The 21,992-nt window shown below is 60.4% G+C and carries 19 protein-coding genes, 6 tRNA genes and 1 pseudogene; 19 read left to right on the forward strand and 7 right to left on the reverse strand.

Annotation, left to right across the window (positions count from 1 at the left end):
- The first annotated feature begins 4 nt into the window (after window positions 1-4).
- The 8 genes from ACQ4OE_RS11620 (at window position 5) to ACQ4OE_RS11655 (ending at window position 7,124) form a co-directional block, all read left to right on the forward strand.
- Window positions 5-352, forward strand: a complete 348-nt coding sequence (locus tag ACQ4OE_RS11620; RefSeq protein WP_122592244.1) for a DUF4389 domain-containing protein — start codon at window positions 5-7, stop codon at window positions 350-352.
- The gene (sixA, locus tag ACQ4OE_RS11625) at window positions 349-801 is read left to right on the forward strand and encodes a phosphohistidine phosphatase SixA (protein WP_122592243.1); all 453 of its coding nucleotides are present in this window, start codon (window positions 349-351) and stop codon (window positions 799-801) included. Before ACQ4OE_RS11620 ends, sixA begins: the two co-directional genes overlap by 4 nt.
- Window positions 802-1,003: 202 nt before the next feature.
- The gene (locus ACQ4OE_RS11630; protein ID WP_430946713.1) at window positions 1,004-2,659 is read left to right on the forward strand and encodes an AMP-binding protein; all 1,656 of its coding nucleotides are present in this window, start codon (window positions 1,004-1,006) and stop codon (window positions 2,657-2,659) included.
- Window positions 2,660-2,690: 31 nt separating this feature from the next.
- Window positions 2,691-3,134, forward strand: a complete 444-nt coding sequence (locus tag ACQ4OE_RS11635; RefSeq protein ID WP_430946714.1) for a hotdog fold thioesterase — start codon at window positions 2,691-2,693, stop codon at window positions 3,132-3,134.
- A gap of 300 nt (window positions 3,135-3,434) precedes the next feature.
- Entirely contained in the window at window positions 3,435-4,241 is an 807-nt protein-coding gene (locus ACQ4OE_RS11640) for an alpha/beta fold hydrolase (RefSeq protein WP_122592237.1), read from the forward strand.
- Window positions 4,238-5,092, forward strand: coding sequence for an alpha/beta hydrolase (locus ACQ4OE_RS11645; RefSeq protein WP_430946715.1), 855 nt, complete (start codon window positions 4,238-4,240; stop codon window positions 5,090-5,092). The genes ACQ4OE_RS11640 and ACQ4OE_RS11645 overlap by 4 nt, the downstream gene beginning before the upstream one ends.
- A 115-nt stretch (window positions 5,093-5,207) precedes the next feature.
- Entirely contained in the window at window positions 5,208-6,014 is an 807-nt protein-coding gene (locus ACQ4OE_RS11650; protein WP_430946716.1) for a DUF4892 domain-containing protein, read from the forward strand.
- A 69-nt stretch (window positions 6,015-6,083) separates the two neighbouring features.
- A complete protein-coding gene (locus ACQ4OE_RS11655) occupies window positions 6,084-7,124 on the forward strand; it encodes an AI-2E family transporter (protein WP_430946717.1) in 1,041 nt (346 codons plus the stop codon).
- A 243-nt stretch (window positions 7,125-7,367) separates the two neighbouring features.
- Here ACQ4OE_RS11655 and xopAW read toward each other — a convergent pair whose 3' ends face one another.
- The 3 genes from xopAW to ACQ4OE_RS11670 all read right to left on the reverse strand — a co-directional run bounded on the left by xopAW (window position 7,368) and on the right by ACQ4OE_RS11670 (window position 10,168).
- Window positions 7,368-8,225, reverse strand: coding sequence for a XopAW family type III secretion system calcium-binding effector (xopAW, locus tag ACQ4OE_RS11660; RefSeq protein ID WP_430946718.1), 858 nt, complete (start codon window positions 8,223-8,225; stop codon window positions 7,368-7,370).
- 144 nt (window positions 8,226-8,369) lie between these two features.
- Window positions 8,370-9,419, reverse strand: a complete 1,050-nt coding sequence (locus tag ACQ4OE_RS11665) for an ATP-binding protein (RefSeq protein WP_122592229.1) — start codon at window positions 9,417-9,419, stop codon at window positions 8,370-8,372.
- The gene (locus ACQ4OE_RS11670; protein ID WP_008087827.1) at window positions 9,419-10,168 is read right to left on the reverse strand and encodes a response regulator; all 750 of its coding nucleotides are present in this window, start codon (window positions 10,166-10,168) and stop codon (window positions 9,419-9,421) included. Before ACQ4OE_RS11670 ends, ACQ4OE_RS11665 begins: the two co-directional genes overlap by 1 nt.
- Window positions 10,169-10,463: 295 nt before the next feature.
- On the opposite strand from ACQ4OE_RS11670, the gene pyrF reads away from it, so the two are divergent.
- On the forward strand, window positions 10,464-11,162 hold the full coding sequence (gene pyrF, locus ACQ4OE_RS11675) for an orotidine-5'-phosphate decarboxylase (protein ID WP_430946719.1): 699 nt from the start codon (window positions 10,464-10,466) through the stop codon (window positions 11,160-11,162).
- Window positions 11,163-11,288: 126 nt separating this feature from the next.
- Here the strand turns inward: pyrF and ACQ4OE_RS11680 are convergent, their stop codons facing one another.
- Window positions 11,289-12,293: an MDR family NADP-dependent oxidoreductase gene (locus ACQ4OE_RS11680; RefSeq protein ID WP_122592227.1), complete on the reverse strand. Its 1,005-nt coding sequence runs from the start codon at window positions 12,291-12,293 to the stop codon at window positions 11,289-11,291.
- Between the two features lie 235 nt (window positions 12,294-12,528).
- Between ACQ4OE_RS11680 and ACQ4OE_RS11685 the strand changes: the two genes are divergently transcribed.
- The 4 genes and pseudogenes from ACQ4OE_RS11685 (at window position 12,529) to ACQ4OE_RS11700 (ending at window position 16,939) form a co-directional block, all read left to right on the forward strand.
- A complete protein-coding gene (locus ACQ4OE_RS11685; RefSeq protein ID WP_122592226.1) occupies window positions 12,529-13,290 on the forward strand; it encodes an SDR family oxidoreductase in 762 nt (253 codons plus the stop codon).
- 190 nt (window positions 13,291-13,480) lie between these two features.
- Entirely contained in the window at window positions 13,481-14,863 is a 1,383-nt protein-coding gene (locus ACQ4OE_RS11690) for a PLP-dependent aminotransferase family protein (RefSeq protein WP_430946720.1), read from the forward strand.
- Between the two features lie 990 nt (window positions 14,864-15,853).
- Window positions 15,854-16,078 (forward strand): annotated as a pseudogene (locus ACQ4OE_RS11695) (HAMP domain-containing protein); the annotation flags it as partial.
- Window positions 16,076-16,939: a methyl-accepting chemotaxis protein gene (locus ACQ4OE_RS11700; RefSeq protein WP_430946823.1), complete on the forward strand. Its 864-nt coding sequence runs from the start codon at window positions 16,076-16,078 to the stop codon at window positions 16,937-16,939. The pseudogene ACQ4OE_RS11695 and the gene ACQ4OE_RS11700, both read left to right, overlap by 3 nt.
- Window positions 16,940-17,515: 576 nt before the next feature.
- Here the strand turns inward: ACQ4OE_RS11700 and ACQ4OE_RS11705 are convergent.
- Window positions 17,516-18,274, reverse strand: coding sequence for a hypothetical protein (locus ACQ4OE_RS11705; RefSeq protein ID WP_205933022.1), 759 nt, complete (start codon window positions 18,272-18,274; stop codon window positions 17,516-17,518).
- A gap of 384 nt (window positions 18,275-18,658) precedes the next feature.
- Here ACQ4OE_RS11705 and ACQ4OE_RS11710 point away from each other — a divergent pair.
- The 6 genes from ACQ4OE_RS11710 (at window position 18,659) to ACQ4OE_RS11735 (ending at window position 19,282) form a co-directional block, all read left to right on the forward strand.
- Window positions 18,659-18,734, forward strand: a tRNA-Glu gene (locus tag ACQ4OE_RS11710).
- 2 nt (window positions 18,735-18,736) lie between these two features.
- Window positions 18,737-18,812 (forward strand) — tRNA-Gly (locus ACQ4OE_RS11715).
- A 104-nt stretch (window positions 18,813-18,916) separates the two neighbouring features.
- Window positions 18,917-18,992, forward strand: a tRNA-Glu gene (locus ACQ4OE_RS11720).
- A gap of 3 nt (window positions 18,993-18,995) precedes the next feature.
- Window positions 18,996-19,071, forward strand: a tRNA-Gly gene (locus ACQ4OE_RS11725).
- A gap of 57 nt (window positions 19,072-19,128) precedes the next feature.
- Window positions 19,129-19,204: transfer RNA gene (locus ACQ4OE_RS11730), tRNA-Glu, on the forward strand.
- A 2-nt stretch (window positions 19,205-19,206) separates the two neighbouring features.
- Window positions 19,207-19,282, forward strand: a tRNA-Gly gene (locus tag ACQ4OE_RS11735).
- A 144-nt stretch (window positions 19,283-19,426) separates the two neighbouring features.
- Here ACQ4OE_RS11735 and ACQ4OE_RS11740 read toward each other — a convergent pair.
- Together ACQ4OE_RS11740 and ACQ4OE_RS11745 are read right to left on the reverse strand one after the other, a co-directional pair.
- Window positions 19,427-21,166 (reverse strand): dipeptidase, encoded by a 1,740-nt coding sequence (locus ACQ4OE_RS11740; protein WP_430946721.1) that lies wholly within the window; start codon window positions 21,164-21,166, stop codon window positions 19,427-19,429.
- A gap of 186 nt (window positions 21,167-21,352) precedes the next feature.
- A complete protein-coding gene (locus tag ACQ4OE_RS11745; RefSeq protein ID WP_430946722.1) occupies window positions 21,353-21,991 on the reverse strand; it encodes a LysE family translocator in 639 nt (212 codons plus the stop codon).
- Window position 21,992 lies beyond the last annotated feature (1 nt).

Consider the following 21,992-nt stretch of genomic DNA (forward strand, 5'->3'; position numbering starts at 1 on the left):
AGCCATGAACGATCCGAAAACCGAAGCCAAGTACGAATCCATCCTCCTGCGGGTGTTGTGGATGATCGTCTATGTGCTGGTCTGGCAAGTGGCGCAGTTCATCCTCGGCGCGGTGGTGCTGGTGCAACTGATCTATCGTTTGATCTACGGCGCCCCGAGCGCCAGCCTGATGAACTTCGGCGACAGCCTGAGCCAGTTTCTGGCGCAGATTGGCCGTTTCGGCAGTTTTCACAGTGATCAGAAACCGTGGCCGTTCGCCGACTGGCCAGCGCCGCGTACCCCGGAAGGTGAAGCGCCGCACGCCGTCGCCCCCGCACCGCATCCGGTCCGGGATGAGGAGCCCAAGCTATGAAACTCTGGGTATTGCGTCACGGTGAGGCCGTGCCTTACGGCTCTTGCCCCGACTCCGAACGTGAACTGACCGATCATGGTCGCAAGGAAGCCTTGAGCGCCGCCGCCCACTTGATCGGCCAGCCGCTGACGGCGATCTACGCCAGCCCTTATTTGCGCGCGCAGCAGACCGCGCAGATTGTCCGCGAGGCGCTGGGTTTTGAGCCGGAGATTCGTACGGTTGAATGGCTGACGCCGGAGGTTGATCCGGACAAGGTCACCGATCAATTGGTATCGGTGAGTAATGTTCTGCTGGTCAGCCACAACCCGTTGGTGGGCAATCTGCTGAGCTATCTGCAGCATGGCGCCGGGCATCCGCCGGAGCGGGTCAGCACGGCCGGGTTGGCGGAGCTGGAAAGCCCTGAGCTGCTGATTGGCTCGATGACGCTTAACAGCCTCAAACATCCTTAACGCCGATCCCTTGTGGGAGCGAGCCTGCTCGCGAAAGCGGAGTGTCATTCACCGATGAGGTGCCTGACAGCCTGCATTCGCGAGCAGGCTCGGTCCCACACTGGTTTCTGCCATTCATGAAATTATTTGTGTGAATTTTCCAACCAAGCACTTGCTTGGTTGACTACGCTTGCTCCAGACCAAAATCACAGGAGCGAGTCGCATGTCTGCCGCCTTCCGATTGCCGCTGGACGTGTTTTACGAACGTGAAGCCCGGCATCCGCGCCAGCGCTTTCTGGTTCAGCCCACCGGCGGCGGGCAAGTCGAGACCCTGAGCTGGGCCGACGTCGGCCATCAGGCTCGCTGCGCTGCGCATTGGTTGCGGGCGCGGGAGTTGCCGCAAGGCAGTCATATCGCCCTGATCTCGAAAAACTGCGCGCACTGGATCATCGCCGACCTCGCCATCTGGATGGCCGGCCATGTTTCGGTTCCGCTTTATCCCAATCTCACCGCCGACTCCGTGGCGCAGGTGCTCAACCATTCGGAGAGCGTACTGGCGTTTATTGGCAAACTTGATGACTGGTCGAACATGTCCAAAGGTGTGCCCGCGGATCTGCCGACCATCAGCCTGCCGCTGCACCCGCCCGGCGCGTTCGATTTCAGCTGGTCCGACTTGCAACGCAGTTCGCCGATCCAGGACGACCCGCGTCCCGCCGCCGAGCAACTGGCAACGATCATCTACACCTCAGGTACCACGGGGCTGCCAAAAGGCGTGATGCACAGCTTCGCCAATCTTGGTTTCGCCACGACCCGTGGCACGCATTTGTTCGGCCTTAACGAGAACGACCGGCTGTTGTCGTACTTGCCGCTGTGCCATGTCGCCGAGCGCATGTTCGTGGAGTTGGCGTCGATCTACACCGGGCAAACGGTGTTCTTTGCCGAGAGCCTCGACACGTTCATCACCGATTTGCAGCGGGCGCGGCCGACTGCGATGTTCGGCGTGCCACGGATCTGGACCAAATTCCAGATGGGCGTGTACAGCAAAATCCCCGCTAAACGTCTGGATTTCCTCCTCGGCCTGCCGTTCATTGGTAAGCGGGTCGGGCATAAAGTCCTCGCTGGGCTGGGCTTGGACGCTTTGCGTGTGGCGTTGTCGGGCGCGGCGCCGGTGCCGCAGACGTTGCTCACTTGGTATCAGAAGCTCGGCCTCGATGTGCTTGAGGTTTACGGCATGACCGAGAGTTGCGGCTATTCGCACATTTGCCTGCCGGGCCAGTACAAACAGGGCTGGATCGGCAAACCGTGCCCGGATGTCGAGGTGCGCATCGATGAGCTGGGCGAAGTGCAGGTGCGCAGTCAGGCGAACATGCTCGGCTACTTCAAGGAGCCGCAGAAAACCGCTGAGACGATCACAGAAGACGGCTTTCTGCGCACCGGTGACAAGGGCGAGCAGGACGCCGAGGGACGTCTGCGCCTGACCGGGCGACTCAAGGAAATCTTCAAGACCAGCAAAGGCAAATACGTCGCCCCGGCGCCGATCGAAAACCGCTTGGCCGTGCATTCACGGATCGAACAGGTCTGTGTGGTCGGCGACGGATTGAGCGCGCCGCTGGGCTTGTGCGTGCTGTCGACGGTCAATCAGGAGGAGGGCCGGGCGAGTCTGCATTCGAGCCTGGAAAAACTCCTGGAAGAGGTCAACGCCGTCCTCGACAAGCACGAACGCCTGCGCCGACTGGTGGTGGTCAAGGACAGTTGGGCGGTGGAGAACGGCTTTCTCACGCCGACTTTGAAGATCAAGCGCAACGTCATCGAAGACACTTACGGCGCGCGCTTCGAAGAATGGAGCGAGCGCAGCGAGGCGGTGCTGTGGCAGGATTGAGCGACCACTACAACAACAAAGGAAGTCTGCGATGAGCTTGTGGCGCACCACTCCCAACATCGAGCAGTTGAATGCGATTCAGAAAAACACCATCGGCGAAGTGCTCGACATCCGCTTCGAGTCGTTCGACGAAGAATCGCTGACCGCGAGCATGGTCATCGATCATCGCACCCATCAGCCTTACGGTTTGCTGCATGGCGGCGCGTCGGTGGTGCTGGCGGAAAGCGTCGGCTCGATGGCCAGCTATTTGTGCATTGATGCCAGCAAGTTTTACTGCGTCGGGCTTGAGATCAACGCCAACCATCTGCGCGGCTTGCGCAGTGGACGGGTCACGGCGGTGGCCAAACCCATTCACATCGGCCGCACCACCCACGTCTGGGATATCCGCTTGACCAGTGACGAAGGCAAGGCCAGTTGCGTGTCGCGGTTGACCATGGCGGTGGTGCCGTTGGGCGAGCAGCCGCCGGCGCGTTGATGTCGAAAAAGCCCCTCACCCTAACCCTCTCCCAGAGGGAGAGGGGACTGACCGGGCTGGATGTTCGAGTTGCGCCGACCTGAGTTATCGAGCCGAACTCAGGTTTTGAAACTCATGCAGATCTGCGCCCTTTCCCCCTCGCCCCCTTGGGGGAGAGGTTGGGGTGAGGGGGGAAGCTATCTCCCTGACACACCATCACGCTGACCGGACTGTCATCATTCCTGGCAGTTACGGTCATTGCTGTGGGGCGCGGTCTTACGGACAATCAACGCCACGTTTCCCGCCCATGGATTTACCGGTATGTCGCAACCGATCTTTTTCGCCCACGCCAACGGCTTCCCTTCGGGCACCTATGGCAAGTTGTTCGCGGCGCTGGCGCCCGAGTATCGGGTCGCGCATCTGGAACAGCATGCCCATGACCCGCGCTTTCCGGCGGATGACAACTGGTACAACCTCGTTGACGAGCTGATCCACCATTTGCAGCAGCAGGATCAACCGGTGTGGGGTGTCGGCCATTCCTTCGGCGGCGTGCTGCATTTACATGCGGCGCTGCGTTGCCCTGAGCTGTATCGCGGCGTAGTGATGCTCGATTCGCCGGTATTGACCCGCACCGATCAGTGGGTGATCCGCGCTGCCAAACGTTTCGGCTTCATCGACAAACTGACCCCGGCCGGGCGCACGTTGGGCCGCCGCGAAGAGTTTGCCGATCTCGCCAGTGCGCGTAGCTATTTCGCCGGCAAAACCCTGTTTCGTGGATTCGATCCGGAATGTTTCGATGCCTATCTGCAACACGGCTTGCACCAAGTCGGCGACAAGCTGCGCCTGCGCTTCGATCCGGCGACTGAAATCAGCATCTATCGCGGTGTGCCGCACACCAGCCCTGGCCGTACCCGGCAATTGCAGGTGCCGCTGGCCGTGGTGCGCGGACACAAAAGCCGCGTGGTCATGCGCCATCACACCCGTTTCGTTTCGCGTCTGGCCCAAGGCGAGGCGTTGAGCATGCCCGGTGGGCACATGTTTCCATTGGAACGGCCGCAGGACACCGCACGCCTGCTGAAGACTCTGTTCAGCCGCTGGGAAAACCGTCAGGACAAGGATTGCGCATGAGCCCGACCTTCGAAGAAGTGCGCCTGAGCCTGCCGCATATCGAATTGGCCGCGCATTTGTTCGGTCCAGAAGACGGCGTGCCGGTGATTGCCTTGCATGGCTGGCTCGACAACGCCAACAGCTTCGCCCGGCTGGCGCCGAAGCTCAAAGGCTTGCGCATCATTGCCCTGGACATGGCCGGGCACGGGCATTCCGGGCATCGACCGAACGGCGCCGGTTATGCGCTGTGGGACTACGCCCATGACGTGTTGCAAGTCGCCGAACAACTGGGCTGGAAGCGTTTCGGCCTGCTCGGGCATTCGATGGGCGCGATCGTTTCCATGGTGTTGGCCGGCTCGATGCCGGAGCGCGTCAGCCATCTCGCGCTGATCGACGGCGTGATTCCTCCTACGGACAAAGGCGAAAACGCTGCCGAGCGGATGGGCATGGCCCTGCAAGCGCAACTGGATCTGCGCGAGAAGCGCAAACCGGTCTACAACACCCTCGACCGTGCGATCGAAGCGCGGATGAAAGGCTTAGTGGCGGTCAGTCGCGAAGCCGCCGAACTGCTCGCGCAACGCGGTTTGATGCCAGTGCCCGGCGGCTACACCTGGCGCACCGACAATCGCCTGACCCTGCCGTCGCCGCTGCGTCTGACCCAGGAGCAAGCGATGGCCTTCGCCCTGCGGGTCAGTTGCCCGGCACATCTGGTGGTTGCCGCCGATGGCATGCTGGCCAAACATCCGGAGCTGCTGGAGCGTCTACCCTTTAGCCGGGAACAGCTGCCCGGCGGGCACCATTTGCACCTGAACGACGAGTCGGGCGCGGGTCTTGTCGCAGACTGTTTCAATCGCTTCTTCGCCATTCCTTGACTTGCCGTGGGCAACTGTCGAGGCTGGGCGGGTTGAAATGGGAGACAACCACGATGGATCTATACACCGCTGCGACCCCGAATCACTCAGTCATGCCGATCCGATGAGGCTGACTATGCGGTCACTCAGTCTGTTGGCACTGTGCTGTTTCAGTTCCGTTTCATTCGCCGCCGATGTGCCGGGCAGTCACGATCTGCAGATCGTGCCACGACTGGCCGATGCGCAGATCGTCGACTATCGCCCTCCGGCCGAGCTGGAGCGCATCTATCCGACGGGCTCGATCCGCAAGATCAGCGGCCAGTTGCGTTTCGACGGTCAGGTGACCGCGCGCGGTCAAACCACCTCCGTGACATACGAATTGCCCCCCGAACATTCCGCCACTGAAGCGTTCACCGCCGCCCGTGAAGCCTTGCAGAAACAGGACGCCGAGTTGCTGTTCTGGTGCCAGGCCCGCGATTGCGGGGAAAGCAGCCTGTGGGCCAACGAGGTGTTCGGCAATTCCAAACTGTACGGTTCGGATGAGCAGCAAGCGTATCTGCTGTTGCGACTGGCACCGCCGCGGGACAACACGCTGGTGGCGCTGTACAGCATCACTCGCGGCAATCGCAAAGCCTATCTGCACGTCGAACAGTTCGAAGCGACGGCGCCGCTGGGTGAGCTGCTGCCGACATCGGCAACCCTGTTGCGTCAGCTCAAAAGCACCGGCGAACTGGATTTCCCAGATCGAGTCGATGATCCCGATGACACCTGGTTGCGTCTGATTTCCCGTGGACTCAACCTCGACACGACCTTGCGCGTGACGGTGTCCGGACCCAAGGCCGAGGCCTGGCGTCAGGCTCTGATCAATCAGGGCGTGCGTGCCGCGCGGATGGAAACCGGCACTGTCGAAGGCTCTGGCCTGCGCATCGACCTGTTGCGTTAAGCTGTGACGAGCGAGCACGCACGGCGGGTTCGCCTACTCTTGGCCTGACTGACTTTTTCGAGATTCTACATGCTCAATAACGATCGCCTGCTGGTGCAGATCCTTTTGCTGGTGCTGTTCGGCGCCAGTCTGTGGGTGATGGCCCCGTTCTGGTCGGCGCTGTTCTGGGGCGCGGTGCTGGCATTCGCCAGTTGGCCGCTGATGCGTCTGCTGACCCGTTGGCTCAATGGTCGCGAATCGTTGGCGGCGGCGATTCTGACCTTGGGCTGGATGTTGCTGGTGGCGGCGCCATTGGTTTGGCTGGGCTTCAATCTGGCGGATCATGTGCGCGATGCCACGGCGTTCATCAAGGATGTCCAGGTTGACGGTCTGCCGGAGGCACCGGTGTGGCTGGGGACTGTGCCGTTCGTAGGGGAGAGGCTGGTCGGGCTGTGGAACAGCATTGATCAGCAAGGCGCAGCGCTGATGGTCTCGGTCAAACCGTATCTGGGGCAGGTGGGCAACTGGTTGCTGGCGCGCAGTGCGCAGATTGGCGGCGGCATTCTCGAGCTGACCCTGAGCATTGTCTTTGTGTTCTTTTTCTATCGGGACGGGCCACGGCTGGCGGCGTTTGTGCACAGTCTGCTGGAGCGCTTGATCGGTGATCGCGCCGGGTATTACATCGAGCTGGTGGCCGGTACGGTGCAGCGAGTGGTCAACGGTGTGATCGGGACGGCGGCGGCGCAGGCGATTCTGGCGTTGATCGGGTTCCTGATTGCCGGCGTGCCCGGGGCGTTGGTGCTGGGGATTGTGACGTTTCTGCTGAGCCTGATTCCGATGGGCCCGCCGTTGGTGTGGGTGCCGGCGACGGCTTGGCTGGCGTGGAAGGGTGAGTACGGGATGGCGGTGTTTCTCGGGATCTGGGGGACGTTCATCATCAGTGGCGTGGATAACGTGCTCAAGCCGTATCTGATCAGCCGTGGTGGGAATTTGCCGTTGGTGATTGTATTGCTCGGGGTATTTGGCGGGCTGATTGCGTTTGGGTTTATCGGGTTGTTTATTGGGCCTACGTTGTTGGCGGTGGCTTACAGTTTGTTGACGGACTGGAGCAAGAGTCAGGCCCGGGTTTAAGACATGGCGGCCTTCCAGCCGACCAATCCTCGCTGACTGCATGCAATCCCCCTGTGGGAGCTCGCCCTGCTGGCGATGGCGACCTTCCAGTCGCCCACTCTCTGGCCGGTGGATGCGGTTCAAACTGTGGGAGCGACCCTGCTTGCGAAAAGGTGGTTCCGGCCAGGCAATTTTTCTCGGATGTCATCAAATGACCGTCTCCAAGCGCACCACTTGGAAACGATCAGCCTTCACCGGATCAATTCACGTCGCCACATTCAAATACTTGCCCACCGACGCGGTGTTTTCCAGCGAGTATTGCTTGCTCAAGTTCGCAATCATGCGGTTCAGCGCTTCAGTGGTGCTCTGCGTCGAAGCGGTCTGCTCTTCATCCGGCCGTTCACGCCCTGCCTGTAAAGCCGCTTTCAATTCATCGCTGCTCACGCCGCCGCTGCTGTCGCTATCGAGAACCTTGAGCAGCGCTGCGCTGGTGTCAGTGCTGGTGGTTGAAGTCGAGCTGGCGCTGGTTTGCAGGGCGCTGCTCAGTTCGGTGGCGGTGACGCTGCCGTCGCCATCGCTGTCGAGTTGGCTGAACAGTTCGTCGCTGTTGATGTGTGGAGGTGGCGGTGGCGGTGGGGGCAGGCTGGCGGTGAGTTCGTCCTGGCTGACGGTGCCGTCCTTGTTCTTGTCCAGGGCGGAGAAAATTTCGGTGCTGTCGGCGGTGCTGCCGGCGCTGGTCAGGCCGCTGCTCAGTTCGTCGCTGCTGATGGCGCCGTCGCCATCGGTGTCGAGGGCGCTGATCAGGGCGTCGGCCAGATCGGTGTCTGGCGCTTGATCTTGCGGCGGTGGCGGTGGCGGCGCCATGGCGGTCATTTCGTCAGCGCTGAGGCTGCCGCTGGTGTCGCTGTCCAGATCGCCGAACTGTTTGCTCAGGCTGACCAGCAGGCCATCGTCGGACTTTTGCGACAGGGCGCTTTTCAGTTCGTCCTGATCCACCGCGCCGTCGGCGTTGCTGTCGAGTTTGGCGAACAGTTCTTTTTGCAGTTGCGTGCTGCGCGCGTTCTGCGTGGCGGTGCTGCTGGTGCTGGTATAGCTCGTGTAGTTGCTGACGCTACCGATCATCGGGCTCACTCCTTGGACTGGAAAACCGGTGGGTGTACCGGCTTATGCAGGGTCAGGGCGCAAGGTGTCGGGCGTATGTGAGGTTTGTACCGGGTGGTACACAGATGCAATGAACACCGCTGAACCCCTGTGGGAGCGGTGTTATCAGGTGCGCGGCAGGCGGATGACAGCCGTGAGGCCACCGCCCGGAGTTTCTTCCAGATTCAATTGCCCGCCCAAACGCTGCGCGGCCTCGCGTGCAATGGTCATACCCAGCCCGACGCCGCCGGAGTTGCGATTGCGCGAGCCTTCCAATCGATAAAACGGCTCAAACACGGCTTCGCGTTTGTCGGCGGCGATCCCCGGGCCGTGGTCGATCACGCGAATCAGCAATTGCTCGCGCTGATCCTGTAATTCGATCTGCGCCTGTCCGGCATAACGCAAGGCGTTGTCCATGAGGTTATTGATGCACGAACGCAATGCCATCGGCTGCACCGGCATTGGCGCGCAATGGCCGCTGACCTGCACATCAGCGCCCTGATCCTGCGCGTTCTCGCTCAGCGATTCGACCAGCGCCTGCACGTCCATCATTTGCACGGCTTCGCTGGTGCGCTGTTCGTGCAGGTAGGTGAGGGTGGCGTCGAGCATGCCGATCATGTCGTCGAGGTCCTGACGCATCTGGCCCTGGAGCTTTTCATCGCTGATGTTTTCCAGGCGCAGTTTCAGGCGCGACAGCGGTGTGCGCAGGTCGTGGGAGACCGCGCCGAGCATGCGTGCGCGTTGCTGCACTTGTTCGCGAATGCGTTGCTGCATCAGGTTGAAGGTGTGCGCCGCTTGCCGTGCTTCGCGCGGGCCGGACTCGTCCAGTGGCGGGCTGTCGAGGTCCTCGCTGAGACGTTCGGCGGCGTCGCTCAGGCGCTGGATCGGGCGGCTGAGGAGTTTGGCGCCGTACCACGCCGCGATCATCAGCGTGATGAATTGAAAGGTCAGGGGCACCACCGGGCCGCCGAACCACGGGCGCGGTGGTCGTGGCGGGTAGCGTGGGTCTTGCGCTATCGGTTGGCCGTCCGCGCCTTGGGAAAATTCCGGCGGCGGCGGAGGCGGGGGCGGGCCGTAGAGGCGGAACCAGGTGAAGGCCAGCAGGTGCGCCAGGACAATCGCCACGAACAGCACGCCAAACAGGCGGCCGAACAGCGTGTCGAAGCGCGCCCGCATCAGCCGATGTCCCGCGCGTCGAACAGGTAACCCTCACCGCGTACGGTTTTGATCAACTGCGGGGCCTTCGGGTCGTCACCAAGTTTTTGCCGCAGGCGCGACACCAGCAGATCGATACTGCGGTCGAACGCTTCGATCGAACGACCCCGGGCGGCGTCGAGCAATTGTTCGCGGCTGAGCACCCGGCGCGGACGCTCGATGAACACCCAGAGCAAACGGAATTCGGCGTTGGACAGCGGCACCACCAGACCATCGTCGGCGATCAATTGGCGCAGGACGCTGTTCAGGCGCCAGTTGTCGAAACGAATGTTGGCCCGTTGCTCGGTCCGGTCATCGCGCACACGGCGCAGGATGGTCTGGATGCGCGCGACCAGTTCACGCGGCTCGAACGGCTTGGCCATGTAGTCATCGGCACCCAGTTCGAGGCCGATGATGCGGTCGGTGGGTTCGCAGCGCGCAGTGAGCATCAGGATCGGAATATCCGATTCGGCGCGCAGCCAGCGGCACAGCGACAGACCGTCTTCACCGGGCAGCATCAGGTCGAGCACGACCACATCGAAGTGTTCGGCCTGCATCGCCACGCGCATGGCCGCGCCGTCGGTGACCCCGCTGGCGTGGATGTTGAAGCGGGCGAGGTAATCGATCATCAGCTCGCGGATCGGCACATCGTCGTCGACGATCAGCGCGCGGATGCTCCAGCGCTTGTCGTCTTTTGGCTCATCCGTCGCGGTCGTTTGGGTGTTGTGCATGGGGCTGTTCATCTGCCAGTAGGCCGCCAACCACAAAGATGGGCTGCGAGGTTGTGGTTTCAGCATAGGCGTCCTGCCGTGAGGCGGGAAGTGCTGATGTAAGGGCGTGTTGCGGCTGGCGAGGCTAGCGCGGGCGCGTGTTGGCGGCGTGTCGGTTGTGTATCGGAGTCGACACAATAGCAGCGGACGCTATGCTGATCACGGTTGGCGCGACGATTTACCGATCATCGGGTGCCGCGCCGCCGCCGGTTCCGCTACAATGCGCGCCGATTTCGTCCTGCCTGAGAGCCCATTCATGTCCGCCTGCCAGACTCCTATCATCGTCGCCCTGGATTTCCCTACCCGTGACGCCGCACTGAAGCTGGCCGACCAGTTGGACCCGAAACTGTGCCGGGTCAAAGTGGGCAAGGAACTGTTCACCAGTTGCGCCGCTGAAATCGTCGGCACCCTGCGTGACAAGGGTTTCGAAGTGTTCCTCGATCTGAAATTCCACGACATTCCCAACACCACCGCGATGGCCGTGAAAGCCGCTGCCGAGATGGGCGTGTGGATGGTCAACGTGCACTGCTCCGGTGGCATGCGCATGATGGCTGCCTGCCGTGAAGAGCTGGACAAGCGCAGCGGCCCGCAGCCATTGCTGATCGGCGTGACCGTGCTGACCTCGATGGAGCGTGAAGATCTGGCCGGTATTGGTCTGGATATCGAGCCGCAAGAACAAGTGCTGCGTCTGGCCGCATTGGCCGAGAAGGCTGGCATGGACGGTCTGGTGTGCTCGGCGCTGGAAGCCACTGCGCTGAAAGCCGCGCACCCGTCGCTGCAATTGGTGACCCCGGGGATTCGTCCGGCGGGCAGCGCGCAAGACGATCAGCGCCGCATTCTGACCCCGCGTCAGGCGCTGGATGCCGGTTCCGATTATCTGGTGATTGGCCGTCCGATCAGCCAGGCGGCTGATCCGGCGCAGGCGTTGGCTTCGGTTGTCGCCGAAATCGCCTAAGTAATACCGTAGATCCAAATGTGGGAGCGAGCCTGCTCGCGAATGCGGTGAATCAGTCGATGTAGATGTCGACTGACACTCCCTCTTCGCGAGCAGGCTCGCTCCCACATTGGTTTTTGGGGGGGCTTAAACCTTCAGCACCAACTTGCCAAAATTCTCACCGCTGAACAGTTTCATCAGCGTCTCCGGAAAGGTCTCCAGACCTTCGACGATGTCTTCCTTGCTCTTGAGCTGCCCCTTGGCCATCCACCCGGCCATTTCCTGCGCCGCGCTGGCGTACTGCGCCGCGTAATCCATCACCACGAAGCCCTCCATCCGCGCACGGTTGACCAGCAGCGCCAGGTAGTTGGCCGGGCCTTTGACCGCTTCTTTGTTGTTGTACTGGCTGATGGCGCCGCAGATGACCACTCGGGCTTTCATGTTCAAACGGCTCAACACCGCGTCGAGAATGTCGCCGCCGACGTTATCGAAATACACGTCGACGCCTTTCGGGCATTCGCGTTTAAGACCGGCGACGACATCTTCTGACTTGTAATCGATGGCGCCGTCGAAGCCCAATTCATCAATCAGGAATTTGCACTTGTCGGCGCCACCGGCAATGCCGACCACGCGGCAGCCTTTGATCTTGGCGATCTGCCCGGCAATGCTGCCCACCGCACCGGCTGCACCGGACAACACCACGGTGTCGCCAGCCTTCGGTGCGCCGACATCGAGCAGGGCGAAATACGCGGTCATGCCGGTCATGCCCAGTGCGGACAAGTACACCGGCAGCGGTGCCAGTTTCGGATCGACTTTATAGAAACCTCGTGGCTCGCCGAGGAAATAATCCTGCACGCCAATGGCGCCGTTGACGTAGTCGCCGACGGCAAAGCCCGGATTGTTCGAGGCGATGACTTTTCCCACGCCAAGTGCGCGCATGACTTCGCCGATGCCGACCGGCGGGATGTAGGACTTGCCCTCGTTCATCCAGCCGCGCATGGCCGGGTCGAGGGACAGGTATTCGTTCTTGACCAGAATCTGTCCATCTGCCGGCTCGCCGACTGGCACTTCCTGATAGGTGAAGGTCTCGCGGGTGGCGGCGCCCACCGGGCGTTTGGCGAGCAGGAACTGGCGATTGGTCTGGTTGGTCATGACAGGCACTCGAACGAAATGAAGTGTTGTTGATAGACCTTCAGTCGGCATGTCGCAAGGTGAGCGGGCGTGGCGAATGCAGGTCGATCCAAAGCGGTGATAGTACACGCCAGGGTTTTATCACTGCCACGCATGGGCGGATAAACAGCCTTCTGATAGTGCTGACGCCGGGCCAACCCCAGTGGCTATGCTGCAATGCCACACCCCCAGCATCTTTGCGTTCGAGGACATAACAATGAGCATGACGTTTTCCGGTCAGGTCGCCGTCGTCACGGGAGCGGCCAATGGCATCGGCCGTGCGACGGCCCAGGCGTTCGCCGCCGAGGGCTTGAAGGTGGTGGTGGCCGACCTCGACACCGCAGGGGGCGAGGGCACCGTAGCGCTGATTCGTACAGCCGGCGGCGAAGCAACCTTCGTGCGTTGTAACGTGACCATCGAAAGCGAAGTAAAAAATCTGATGGACGAGGTGATCAATACCTACGGCCGTCTCGACTATGCCTTCAACAATGCGGGTATCGAAATCGAGAAAGGCAAACTGGCGGAAGGCTCAATGGATGAGTTCGACGCAATCATCGGCGTCAACGTCAAAGGTGTGTGGCTGTGCATGAAGTATCAGCTGCCGCTGCTGCTGGCCCAGGGCGGCGGGGCGATCGTCAACACGGCGTCGGTAGCCGGGTTGGGCGCGGCGCCGAAGATGAGCATTTATGCGGCGTCAAAACACGCGGTGATCGGCCTGACCAAATCGGCGGCCATCGAATACGCGAAGAAGAAAATCCGCGTCAACGCCGTGTGCCCGGCAGTGATCGACACCGACATGTTCCGCCGCGCCTATGAGGCTGACCCGAAGAAGGGCGAGTTCGCCAACGCCATGCACCCGGTCGGGCGGATCGGCAAGGTCGAGGAAATCGCCAGTGCCGTGCTGTACCTGTGCAGCGACGGTGCTGCGTTCACCACGGGCCATTCGCTGGCGGTGGACGGTGGCGTGACCGCGTTCTGAAAAAACGGCTATATGAAAAACCCGCCTTCGTGCGGGTTTTTCTATGTCTGTCGTTTAGTTCGGTGAATCGGCGCTAAACAATGTGTATCAAATAGTTAGAGCAAGCACTTTTGACGGTGTTGTCGCACAGCCTGTCGAGCGCGGCTGTGATTTACTGCCGCCAGCAAAACGGACAGGAGTTTGCTTGCTCATGGAATTGAGAATTGACCGACAGGCAATGGTGCCTGTCGTGCAGCAGATTGTTGACGGGGTCATTGACTGGATCACCCGCGACGCGGTCGCACCGAATACTCGTCTGCCCTCGGTACGGCAGATCGCGCGCTGCAATCTGCTCAGCCAATCATGCGTGGCAGAGGCATGCGAACGGCTCGTCGCCCAAGGTGTTCTGGCCTCGCGCCACGGTGCAGGATTCATGGTCGCGGCATCGCCTTCGTTGGCGCCAGGCAAGTCGCATCGTCCGGGCAGCGAAGGCACTCACAGTGTCCGTGGCTTTGGCGCCTGGCTGAAACTCGGTGATGGCGGCCTGCCCGAAAACTGGCGGGAGTCCGATGACCTCAATTACGCGATTCGCCAGGTCGCGCGAGCCGACATGGCCAGCCTGTTCAGCTATAGCTCGCCGTTGGGATTGCCGGTGTTGCGCGAGCAAATTGTCAAACGTCTCGGGCTGGTCGGTATCGAGGCTTGCGAGAAACAGGTGCTGACCACCAGCGGCGCCAGCCATGCGCTGGATCTGCTGGTCAGGACGCTGCTCAAGGCCGGTGATTATGTGGTGGTGGAAAGTCCGGGCTATGCGCCGCTGTTCGATCTGTTGCGGCTGCACGGCGTCCACTTGCTGGAGGTGCGCCGCACCCCCAGCGGTCCGGACACTGCCATGCTGGAGACGTTGCTGAAAAAATTCCGCCCGGTCGTCATGTTCATCAACAGCCATCACCACAACCCGACGGGCAGCTGTTTGACGCAGCCCGTTGCACAACGGATCTTGCAGCTGTGTGCAACCCATGGCGTGCGGCTGGTTGAAGACGATGTCTATGCGGACATGCATCACGGCAACGGCATGCGCCTCGCTGCACTGGATGCGCAGGTGATCTACGTCGGCAGTTTCTCGAAAACCCTCAGCAGTTCGCTGCGGATCGGCTTTGTGCTGGCGGATGACGCGCTGATTGCACGCCTGGCGCAGGTCAAAATGGTCACCAGCCTCGGCGTTTGCCGTTTCGCCGAAGCGGTGTTGGCCAGCCTCCTGGCCAGCGGTGCCTACCGCAAGCTGGTGCAACGTCAGCGCCAGCGTTTGAACACCGATCGTGCCGCTGCCCTGCAAGCGCTGGAAGACGCCGATTGGGAAGTGTTCGGCAAACCGGTCGGTGGCTTGTTCATCTGGGCGCGACCGCCATTGACCGACCCCGCCCGATTGCACAGAACTGCACAGCGCAGTGGCGTGGAGTTGCCGGTGGCGAGTGCGTTCAGCCCCAGCGGCGAGATCACCGAGTGGCAGCGCATCAATGTCGCGCATGCCTGCGATCCACGGGCCCGGCAGTTTTTTCGCAACACTCGCGCGGATCGACCTCAAGCGTTCTGAAAACGACGGGGGCGTAGCTTTTTGCCATTATTCCGACGCCAGAGACTTGTGCAGTTGGATGGCCGTTGCGAATCTTCGTCTACAGACTATGGCAGAGGGCTACGCGCAATGATTTCGGCCGTGCAAGGACGTTTTGCCAACCTCGGTATGGCGAAAAAACTGGGTATCGGGTTCGTGCTCGTCCTGCTGCTGACGGCGCTGGTTGCCGCCATTGGTGTCTGGTCCCTGCAAACCATCAGTCAACGCTTTGATGGCCTCAAACAGATGTCTTCGCTCAATAGCGGCTTGCTCAAGGTGCGCTTGCTGGAACAGGACTATGCCCTGCACGCCAACCCGAAAACCGCCGATACCCTGCGCGAAGGTGTCGACGGTTTGATTGCACTGGCCGATCAGCTCAAAGCGCAGTCGCCGGCCAACGTCTCGGTGATGAACGATGTTCAGCTGTCGCTGGGGGCGTACCGCAAAGCTTTCGATGAGTTTGTTTCGCTGACTCAGGCCAAGGATCTTGCGCTGGAAATGGCCAGTTGGTCGGTCTCCAGTGTGGCCAATAATCTTGATGTGCTGCAGGCCGGGCTGGCCGACGACGGCGCGTATACCTTGAAAGACAGCGAAGGCAAGGACGGTGCGCAGTTCATCGAACAGGCCAATCAGGTCAGCCAGGTGTCGCGGCTGATGCTTCAGGCGATGAACGAGGCGCGGGTGCGTCTGGATCAAAGCCGCAAGGGCGATGCCGACAGCGCCGGCGAGGGCAATATCGAGCAGGCTGCGCAGGCGCAGACGCAGGCCGAGGAGCTGAAGTCCACGGTCAAGGATGAGGGTTACCTGACGGTGCTCAATGAAGTGTCCGGACACATCGCCGGGTTCAACGACAAACTGGCCGAGTACACCGGTTTGCTCGCCCAGGAAAAAACCGTCTATGCGCAATTGCACCAGCGCGCGAATCAGGTGGTTGAGCGCGTCGATCAGGCCTATGTCGCCGAAGACGCGGCCATGCAGACTGAGCTGAAGAAAAACTCGCTGCTGATCATTGGTTCTTCAGCGCTGGCGTTGTTGGTCGGGTTGATTGCCGCGTGGGTTATCACGCGCCTGATCGTCTCGCCGCTGCGCAGCGTGATTCAGCTGGCGCAGCAGATCGCTGCCGGTGATTTGAGTGCGACCGTCGAGGTGACCCGACGTGACGAGATCGGCCAACTGATGCTGGCGATGCAACAGATGGGCGCGGGGCTCAGCACGATCGTCAGCGGTTTGCAGGCGGGCATCGAGCAACTGGCCAGCTCGGCGCAGTCGTTGTCGGCGGTGACCGAGCAGACCAATCTTGAGGTCAGCAGTCAGAAGGAGGAGACCGAGCAGGTCGCCACTGCCATGAACCAGATGACGGCCACCGTGCATGACGTTGCGCGCAATGCCGAAGAAGCGGCGCTGGCCGCACAGACAGCAGACGACAAGGTGGAAAGTGGTCAGCAGGTGGTGCGTCAGAGCATGGCGCGGATCGAGCAATTGGCGGATTCGGCGACGTCGGCCAGTTCGAGCATCGAGAGCCTCAGTGCGCAAATTCAGAATATCGGTACCGTGCTTGACGTGATCAAGAGCGTGGCGGAGCAGACCAATCTGTTGGCGCTGAATGCGGCGATCGAGGCGGCGCGGGCCGGGGAGCAGGGCAGGGGCTTTGCGGTGGTGGCCGATGAGGTGCGGGCGTTGGCGCGGCGTACGCAGCAATCGACCGAAGAGATCGAGCGGCTGGTCAGTGCATTGCGCGCGGCGGCGCATGCGTCGGTGCAGCAGATTCAGGGCAGTGGTGAGTTGGTCAAGCTGGCGGTCAGTGATGCGCTGCAGACGGAGAGTGCGTTGGGGAGTATTGCGGCGGCGGTGTCGTTGATCCAGCAGATGAATCAGCAAATTGCGGCGGCAGCGGAGCAGCAGAGTTCGGTGGCGGAGGAGATCAATCGCAGTGTCACGAGTATTCGTGCGAGTGCGGATCAGTCTTCGTTGGCGATGCGCGGGAATGCGGCTTCGAGTGTTGAGCTGGCGCAGTTGGGGGTTGGGTTGCGTGGGATGGTTGGGCATTTTCGGCTGTGACGCTTTGGACTTGGCGGCCTTTGGGCCGGCCATGCTTTTGGGGTTTTGGGTGAATATCCGGTTTTGCGGGTGGTGCTTCTGGCGGTTTCGCCCTTACGGCGAGTCACTTTGGCAAACGCCGGAGTGCCGGCCCAGCCCAAAGTAACCAAAGGTCTGCGCCCTGACGTTCGGCCCACTCGCTGGGGCTCGGGGTTCCTTCGCTCCGGGATCGATCCGGGCGCATCGCCTACGGTGTGCTTCGCTGCACCTCCTCTCGATGCATTTGGCTTCGCCAAACGCCCACCCCGGATCAATCCCTCCACTCAGCCTGCCGACGGGCTTAAGATCAAAAGCGGTACTCGAGCTTGCGCTCATTGTTTTGAGTGGGGCGGCTTTGCCGCATGGGTGTTCGCAAATCAAAACTGTGTGGCTTGCCGTCGATGGCGGCCTGACAGCCGACCAATTTTTTGCAGGACGTATGCGATCAAACTGTGGGAGCCAGCTCTGCTGGCGATGGCGGTCTTCCATTCACCCGATCCCCATCGGTCAGCCACAAAAAAGCCACCTCTGCGGTGGCTTCCTTTCTTGCATCGAGGATCAGTCGTAGATCACTTTTTTCTTCCAGTCTGCATCCGCTTCGACGTCTTTGAGGCCGGCGGTGAGTTGGTTTTCTTCGCCTTCGACAGGGGCGATTTTGTCCATGACCTGGGCGTTGGCGCGGGCCAGTAGTTTTTCCAGGTATTGCAGTTGTTCGGAGTAGATCTGCGGGTCTGGCTGTTTGCGCAGGTATTGCACGCCGCGTTCGAAGGCGAGGCGGGCCTGGCCGGGTTGGTTTTGTTGCAGGGACTGTTGGCCGAGGTTGTTGAAGAACTCGATGTGCAGCAGCACCAGGATGTGGCGCACTTCGCGAATCCAGTGTTTGGCTTCGTTCGGTGGCAGGAAGCCGTCGTGGGCGGCGCGGGTGATCTGGCCGTGCAGGGCTTCCAGGAGGAAGCGCACGTCTTTGGCTTTGGCTTCGGTGATGATCGGGGCCGGCGGGTTGTTGACCGGGATCGATTCGCCTTGGGCGACCATGGCGCTCAGTTCGGTGATGCGTGCCTTGGTGGTGGCGCTGGTTTTTTCGAGGTTCAACAGGCGCTGGCAGACGTTCAGTTCCAGGCGGGTCAGCAGCAGCTTGAGCGCAGGCGTCATGAACTGGCCGGGGAAGGTTTCGGTCAGTTCGCCGCAACGACGCAGGCGATCGTTGAGTTCGACTTTGGTGCGGGCCTTCTCCAGTTTGTTGGCTTCCACCACATGGTTCATGTAGCCAATGGCGATCAGGATTGCGATCCCGGCTACGACGAGCAGGGTGATCATGAGTGGTGTCACCGGTAAGACCTCTTTATAGGGTTCGCACGCGAGTGTAGTGGCTGGGCACTTGGGCGCCTAGCGCCGCTCGACGAGTTGGATCGGCGGGTTCAATCTGTATCGGCCGCGTGCTGCTTATATGAATGCTGGCGCTTGATGTGCAGATTGCCATCACTGAGCAGTGGACTATAACGTCTTGGCGAGTGTCGGAATATAGGCGTCAAGGACTGGGCGAAGGAAAAGCCCGATTGCTCCCGTAAAGCAGGTCGAAGTCATTGATTTAAATAAATTTATATCTGGGGGTTGACGACCTCTCAATCCATCCATAGAATGCGCGCCACTTGCAGCGTAAAGCACACAGCGAAGCGCGGCAGGGAGTGAATGTTGTAGTGTGTCCCCTTCGTCTAGTGGCCTAGGACACCGCCCTTTCACGGCGGTAACAGGGGTTCGAGTCCCCTAGGGGACGCCAATGCGGGAATAGCTCAGTTGGTAGAGCACGACCTTGCCAAGGTCGGGGTCGCGAGTTCGAGTCTCGTTTCCCGCTCCAATTTTAAACAGCAGCGCTTTCGGGCGGTGCTGAGTGAAACCAGAACCAAGTCTTCGGACACGGATCTGGACACCGAAACACACACCATGTGTTCCGGGTAGCGTGTCCCCTTCGTCTAGTGGCCTAGGACACCGCCCTTTCACGGCGGTAACAGGGGTTCGAGTCCCCTAGGGGACGCCATTTGCGGGAATAGCTCAGTTGGTAGAGCACGACCTTGCCAAGGTCGGGGTCGCGAGTTCGAGTCTCGTTTCCCGCTCCAAATTCTAAAAACGCCGCTCAGTGAGCGGCGTTTTTATTAGTGAAAGTTGTAGCCTGTGTCCCCTTCGTCTAGTGGCCTAGGACACCGCCCTTTCACGGCGGTAACAGGGGTTCGAGTCCCCTAGGGGACGCCATTGCGGGAATAGCTCAGTTGGTAGAGCACGACCTTGCCAAGGTCGGGGTCGCGAGTTCGAGTCTCGTTTCCCGCTCCATATTCAACAAAAACGCCGATCAGTGATGATCGGCGTTTTTGTTTGTGCGCAATTTGTCGCGCCCACAAAAAAGGACCTTCGCGGGTCCTTTTTTGTGGGCGTCTGAACCCGATCCAACAACTGCGACCGGGTTCGAACGATGGATCACAGCTTCGGCAGTTGCCCGATGCGGCCCATCATTTCGGTAACGATCTGCAGATCCAGCAAGAACTGGTCAACGGTCTTGAACTCGCCATCGGTGTGCCCGGTGTATTTCACTTCCGGACGCGCCAGGCCGAATTGCACGCCGTTTGGCAGTTCATGCACCGAGGTTGCACCGGCAGAAGTGCCGAACTCGTGCTTCATGCCAAGGTTTTCCGTGGACACCGCCAGCAGCGCCTTGACCCATTCACCTTCCGGATTGCGATACATCGGTTCGGCGACCGAGTAATCGAACGCCACGGCGACGTTGGTTTTCTTCGTCCAGGCACTCAGTTTGTCGGCGATCTCAGCCTTGAGTTTTTCCGGGGATTTGCCCTTAGGCACCCGCAGATTCACCGCCAGTTTGAACGCATTGGCATCCTCGCCGACGTAGGTCAGGGAAGTGGTCAGTGGCCCCATGAAATCATCGGCGAAGCCCACGCCGAGTTTTTTGCCCAGGTAATCCAGGCCCCAGTTATCGGCGGCGTAGCGAGCGGCGTCGGTGAACTGGTTGTGCTTGAGCGCGACCTTGCCATCAAGGCTGTTGATGAACACCAGCATGCGCGCCACCGGGTTAACCCCGGATTCCGGCTCTGAGGAGTGCGCGGAAACCCCGGTCACCGTCAGTTTGACGTCTCTGCCGTCGACCTTCGCCGCGACCTGGAAGTCGCCACCATTGGCTTTGGCGTAAGCAGTGCCGGCCTTTTGCAGGCTGGCCGCGAGTTCGGCAGGCTTGTCGGTCACCAGCGTCACGACGGACGCCGATGGAATCTGGTTGGTCGCCAGGCCGCCGGTCATTGAGGTGATTTCTGCGCCTTTGCCTTCAGCGGTGCGTTTGGCAAATTTGGCCATCACGGTGCCGTAGCCTTTCTCGGCAATCACCACCGGGTAACCACCGTCCAGCGCCATGTTGTAGGCCGGTGTCGGGTTGTGTTCGAAGTAATAAGGGATCGCGTCACCGCTGGTTTCTTCGGTGGTGTCGACCAGCAATTTGAAGTTGCGCGCCAGCGGCAGCTTCTCTTCCTTGATCACTTTCATTGCGTACATGGCGACGACGATGCCGTTCTTGTCATCCTCGGTGCCGCGACCGTACATGCGATCGCCGATCAGGGTGACTTTGAACGGATCAAGCTTGGTGCCGTCCTTGAGCACCCAGTTTTCCGGGGTGACGGGCACAACGTCAGCGTGAGCATGAATGCCGACAACTTCGTCGCCCTGACCTTCGAGGGAAATTTCGTAGACGCGGTTATCGACGTTGCGGAAGTTCAGGTTGAACGACTCGGCAAGGCTTTTGATCTTGGCCGCGATCTTGATGAATTCAGGATTGTCGTGCTGCGCCACGCCTTCTTTCTGGAAGGTCGGGATCTCGACCAGTTCGCGCAGGGTTTCCAATGCGGCTTTGCCGTACTTCACTCGGGTGTAAATGCCCAGCAGGCGATGAATTTCGTTCTGCTGTTCAGCATTCAACGTCTTGTTGTCGAGAAAAGTGCTGATGGTCGGGCCGAGATTGTCGCTTTTGGCGATGTCGCTCTTGGCCAGACTTCCCAGAAACTCGCGAAAATCCGTGACGCTTTTGTCGTCGAAGGATTTCAGGATGACCGCGCTCTGCTGGGGGGTGATGTTGGCTTGAGCGGCGGTGGTGAAGGACGCGAGGCTGGCCAGCATCAGGGTAGCGGCGGCCAGTTGCTTGAGGGAGAAATCCATTACGGAGGCTTTCCTTGCGGGCAATTGATAGAGATATTTCTGTCGGTTGCGTCAGAAACATTTTGCAAACTAACACTGTGGGCGACTAACGAGGGAGTCTTGAAACTTGATCTGTCGCACAGAAACGCAAAAGAGGCGCAGAAATGAAAAAGTCCCGGCAAGCGCACGCCGGGACTTTTTTGTGGGTTACATCGACAGCACCAAGCGCCCGGCGAACAGAATCAGAATCACGCCCATGCTGCGTTCGAACCAGTGGCCCAGGCGCATAAACAGCAAACGCACTTTGTTGCTGGAGAAAAACAGCGCGACGATGACGAACCACAACGCGTTCACGAAACACATCCACACGCCATAGAAGGCCTGGACTTGCAGCGGTGTGGTGGCGCTGATGATCGTGGTGAAGATCGCCAGAAAGAACAGCGTTGCCTTAGGATTGGTGGCGTTGGTCAGGAAACCGGTACTGAACGCCTTGAACAGTGATTGTTCAACCAACGGTTCCTCTGCAGTTTTTTCGCCTTCGAGGGCGGTTTTCGGTTTGCTGCGGATCAGGCTGACGCCGAGGTACAGAATGTAGGCGCCACCTACGACCTTGGCCACGGTCAGCAACCACGGTGTGGTGTGCATCAGCGCCCCGACGCCGAGCAGCGTGTACAACACGTGCACGGAAATCCCTGCACCAATGCCCAGCGCCGTGCAAATCCCCACCAACCGTCCGAAGCGTACGCTTTGCCGAATGGTCACCGCGAAGTCCGGTCCGGGAGCGACCACAGCAAGAAAATGGATGGTGGCCAGGGCCAGAAATTCGCCCAGATAATTCGAATACATC

It is taken from the genome of Pseudomonas sp. WC2, assembly GCF_050586545.1.
Classification (GTDB): domain Bacteria; phylum Pseudomonadota; class Gammaproteobacteria; order Pseudomonadales; family Pseudomonadaceae; genus Aquipseudomonas.

Bases quoted from the DNA above. Each gene is read 5' to 3' on its own strand.
- ACQ4OE_RS11620 (WP_122592244.1), top strand. From the start codon at position 5: ATGAACGATCCGAAAACCGAAGCCAAGTACGAATCCATCCTCCTGCGG.
- sixA (WP_122592243.1), top strand. From the start codon at position 349: ATGAAACTCTGGGTATTGCGTCACGGTGAGGCCGTGCCTTACGGCTCT.
- ACQ4OE_RS11630 (WP_430946713.1), top strand. From the start codon at position 1,004: ATGTCTGCCGCCTTCCGATTGCCGCTGGACGTGTTTTACGAACGTGAA.
- ACQ4OE_RS11635 (WP_430946714.1), top strand. From the start codon at position 2,691: ATGAGCTTGTGGCGCACCACTCCCAACATCGAGCAGTTGAATGCGATT.
- ACQ4OE_RS11640 (WP_122592237.1), top strand. From the start codon at position 3,435: ATGTCGCAACCGATCTTTTTCGCCCACGCCAACGGCTTCCCTTCGGGC.
- ACQ4OE_RS11645 (WP_430946715.1), top strand. From the start codon at position 4,238: ATGAGCCCGACCTTCGAAGAAGTGCGCCTGAGCCTGCCGCATATCGAA.
- ACQ4OE_RS11650 (WP_430946716.1), top strand. From the start codon at position 5,208: ATGCGGTCACTCAGTCTGTTGGCACTGTGCTGTTTCAGTTCCGTTTCA.
- ACQ4OE_RS11655 (WP_430946717.1), top strand. From the start codon at position 6,084: ATGCTCAATAACGATCGCCTGCTGGTGCAGATCCTTTTGCTGGTGCTG.
- xopAW (WP_430946718.1), bottom strand. From the start codon at position 8,225: ATGATCGGTAGCGTCAGCAACTACACGAGCTATACCAGCACCAGCAGC.
- ACQ4OE_RS11665 (WP_122592229.1), bottom strand. From the start codon at position 9,419: ATGCGGGCGCGCTTCGACACGCTGTTCGGCCGCCTGTTTGGCGTGCTG.
- ACQ4OE_RS11670 (WP_008087827.1), bottom strand. From the start codon at position 10,168: ATGCACAACACCCAAACGACCGCGACGGATGAGCCAAAAGACGACAAG.
- pyrF (WP_430946719.1), top strand. From the start codon at position 10,464: ATGTCCGCCTGCCAGACTCCTATCATCGTCGCCCTGGATTTCCCTACC.
- ACQ4OE_RS11680 (WP_122592227.1), bottom strand. From the start codon at position 12,293: ATGACCAACCAGACCAATCGCCAGTTCCTGCTCGCCAAACGCCCGGTG.
- ACQ4OE_RS11685 (WP_122592226.1), top strand. From the start codon at position 12,529: ATGAGCATGACGTTTTCCGGTCAGGTCGCCGTCGTCACGGGAGCGGCC.
- ACQ4OE_RS11690 (WP_430946720.1), top strand. From the start codon at position 13,481: ATGGAATTGAGAATTGACCGACAGGCAATGGTGCCTGTCGTGCAGCAG.
- ACQ4OE_RS11700 (WP_430946823.1), top strand. From the start codon at position 16,076: ATGGGCGCGGGGCTCAGCACGATCGTCAGCGGTTTGCAGGCGGGCATC.
- ACQ4OE_RS11705 (WP_205933022.1), bottom strand. From the start codon at position 18,274: ATGATCACCCTGCTCGTCGTAGCCGGGATCGCAATCCTGATCGCCATT.
- ACQ4OE_RS11740 (WP_430946721.1), bottom strand. From the start codon at position 21,166: ATGGATTTCTCCCTCAAGCAACTGGCCGCCGCTACCCTGATGCTGGCC.
- ACQ4OE_RS11745 (WP_430946722.1), bottom strand. From the start codon at position 21,991: ATGTATTCGAATTATCTGGGCGAATTTCTGGCCCTGGCCACCATCCAT.